We start from the raw sequence: 3050 nt of genomic DNA, 5'->3' as shown, positions 1-3050 counted from the left end.
AGGGTATGGTTGAGATATTGTGACACTCTCAGAGGAAACGGAGAGAAACGGGGAACACTAACTTCAGCCTGTAGCTACTACGCCAGTGTTTTACTCTACAATAATTGGTAAGAAATTACTATCATAACGCAATAGAAAATATTAATATTTATTTCTTAAGATTCGATCCCTTTCGATATTCTGGCTTTTCTATACACTTTTTGAGAAGTGCATCTCTCTCACAAAGATGTCTTCAAACCCAGGAATTTGAGACAGCTCCACAACCTGGGCGTTTCCGGCAATACGGACTGATTCACGTATCAACTCTTTATCCAAAAGCAGCCTCACCGCCCCCTCCAAACTTGAATTTCCCACATACAGCAATCTTGCATTTCTTAACTCCGGCAAGAAACCCGTCCGGAAAAGACTTTCCTGCTTCAGATGATAACCAAATGCCCCTGCAATGATAACCGTTTTAACATCCTCCGGTTTTATATCGCATGCGGCAAGCAAAATTTCCACCCCTGACCGTATGGCCGCCTTTGCCAGCTGAACCTGCCGTATATCCTCCTGTGATAGTGACACGCCATCCGATAATTGAAAATGCCGCTTCCCATCCCTCTCACATAAATACTTTTTATATTTTTCAGGTATTTCTTTCCCCTCTTTGCCTTGCAACCGTCCCCTTGAGTTTATCAATCCAACCCGCAACAGTTCTGAAACGATATCCAATAGTCCGCTTCCACAGATACCTTGCGGCGGACAATTGCCAATGACTTCCACAGACAACTCTTCTCCAAGGTTTACACGTTCGATTGCACCTTCTCCCGCCCTCATACCGGAACTTATGGTCATCCCTTCGAAGCAGGGTCCTGCTGCGGTGGAGGTGGCCACCATCCTGCCGTTCAGCAAAAGAACCATCTCTCCGTTGGTGCCTATGTCCAGAAAAATGGCCGGTAACTCTGTACACTGAGGGTCAACGGCGATAAGACCGGAAACAATGTCCCCGCCAACATACGCAGAAATGCATGGAAAGGTTGTTACCGGGGCATATCCGTTAACATCAAGAGAGAGTTCCATGGCCGTTGTTGTAAAAACATCAAGGGTTTCCGGCTTATAAGGATATTCACCAATCCCCTTTATCTCCTTATTTGCAAATATATGCTGCATTGTGGTATTGCCGGCCCCTGCAACCTGATAAATATTCTCCTTTCTTATCCCCCTTTCAGAAGATAAAAGATTTACCAAAAGATTAACGGCAGATATGAGTTCCCGGTGCATCTTTAAAAGACCGTCTTTTTGCGAAGCGGAGTACTTTATCCGAGACATGACATCGTGCCCATAGGTCACGAGAGGATTGAGCATGCCAGAGCTGCCTGCTATTTCACCGCTGTTAAGGTTGATCAAAGCGGCTACCAGCGTTGTCGTACCAATATCCAACGCTACTCCATAGGATTGCGCCCTGGTATTGCCGTCCTCTACTGAAACGAGTGCATTGTTCACATATACCTTTGTCGAACAAATATCCCTGTCACCTGGGATGACTTCTTTTTTGACACAGGAATTGACGGTCTTTGTCCTCATACCGTCTGAAAAAAAACATTCAACCGTCTTCAGGGTTTTTCTTTCAAGGAACGGTACGATTACCTCCAGGTCGGACTCTATCCGTGTCTTGCAGGCAAGTACCGTATCAAGGGTTTTATTTGTCCTCACCTGTACCAGGTCTTTCCCGCACTTGCCCGTACCGCCACAAGGCCCTTCCATGTCAATACCAAGACGTCCGGCTGCTTCCAGGACGGTGATTCCTTTCGGCACTGTTCCCGTAATCTTTGAAGGATAAAAGGTGATTCTTGCACTCTGCATTATGCCTCTGCCTTTACCATTTGGGTCATAGCCTTTATATGACTGACAGGGGTATGAGCGCTCAGACCGCATGCCGGAGCGAGGATATCAGTACCACATTCTAAAAGCTCCCGGGAAACCTTTTGTATTGCAGCAATACTGCCTTTCTGTAAAAGTCTGGTGCATACATTTCCCATGAGTTTCTTTCCGTAAAGGGCATTCCTTGCATCTCTTATATTTACTTTCGAATCAACACTTATGCCTTCAGACGCTAATCCTTCAAGAGGTTCGTAGAGAGACCGTATGTTTCCGCATATGTGCACTATTACCGGTATATCGAGAGCGTGTATACGGGTTATCATCTTGTTTAGGTACGGAAGCGCAAACTCTCGAAACATCCTGGGACCTAATATTTCCCCGGTTGCAGAGGGATCCGATATTACGATGACATCGGCGCCGCTGTTTATCAGGGCAGTGCCATATTGAATACTGTTATCGGTTAAAAAACCAAGCATGCCGTGTACTTCTGCGGGTTCTCTGCTCAGCGCCTTAAAGAGTGTCATTGCCTCTATGAGAGAGGTAGCAAGGCTCAACGGACCAACCAGATTACCAATTACCGGCACATCGGATGTTTTCTGCCGTAAGATTCTTGTGCATTCAAGGATTGTGGGGAGGCGTCCACTTTTGTTCGGATCGGGTTCTTTTAAATTCCTCCACTCCGCTACTGATTGAAGCGGATACTGAATGATCCTGGGTTCTGTGACCTCATCACCATCTTCTACCTCTCCGCCCATGGCCTCGGCCTCAACGGTCATGCAGAAAGGAATGCCCAGGTTTTCAAACCCCGTCTGCCTGTGCATGGCAAGAGAAAGCGTTGCCATCTTTTCTGCATCTCGATGTACCTCCGGCCAGCGGCAGGCTGTCTGTACCATAACCTCTCTGCTTGCCATAGTCATCATCCCGCCGGGGCAAATAACAGGCGGTCTGTCAACCAATTTACCACGTAAGACACCAAGCAGTCGTTCTTTTTCCGTCATAATATCGTAAAAATATTTTATTTAAGCAGGTTTCAGGATAGCATGAAGCAAAAATCCCCCGGAGAAACCAGGGGGACTACCTTTAAATTAGGCCTTCGGCAACTTTTAACCGTGTAGTGGCATGGCGCGCCTTGCCACTACAGAGACAGCTATAACTATGGTAATTTATGTAGGATGGGTGAAGCGTTAGCG

2 protein-coding genes are annotated in these 3050 nt (G+C 46.7%); both read right to left on the bottom strand.

The features are described 5' to 3' along the window. Positions 1-189 precede the first annotated feature (189 nt). Positions 190-1842, bottom strand: coding sequence for an ASKHA domain-containing protein (locus tag HWQ67_RS15330; protein WP_218253559.1), 1653 nt, complete (start codon positions 1840-1842; stop codon positions 190-192). Continuing rightward, complete coding sequence (locus HWQ67_RS15325; protein ID WP_218253558.1) at positions 1842-2858, bottom strand: MtaA/CmuA family methyltransferase; 1017 nt, start codon at positions 2856-2858, stop codon at positions 1842-1844. Before HWQ67_RS15325 ends, HWQ67_RS15330 begins: the two co-directional genes overlap by 1 nt. Positions 2859-3050 lie beyond the last annotated feature (192 nt).

The organism is Candidatus Magnetobacterium casense (assembly GCF_019173545.1).
In the GTDB taxonomy this organism is placed as follows: Bacteria; Nitrospirota; Thermodesulfovibrionia; order Thermodesulfovibrionales; family Magnetobacteriaceae; genus Magnetobacterium; species Magnetobacterium cryptolimnobacter.
This window is presented reverse-complemented; position numbering and strand designations above follow the sequence as displayed.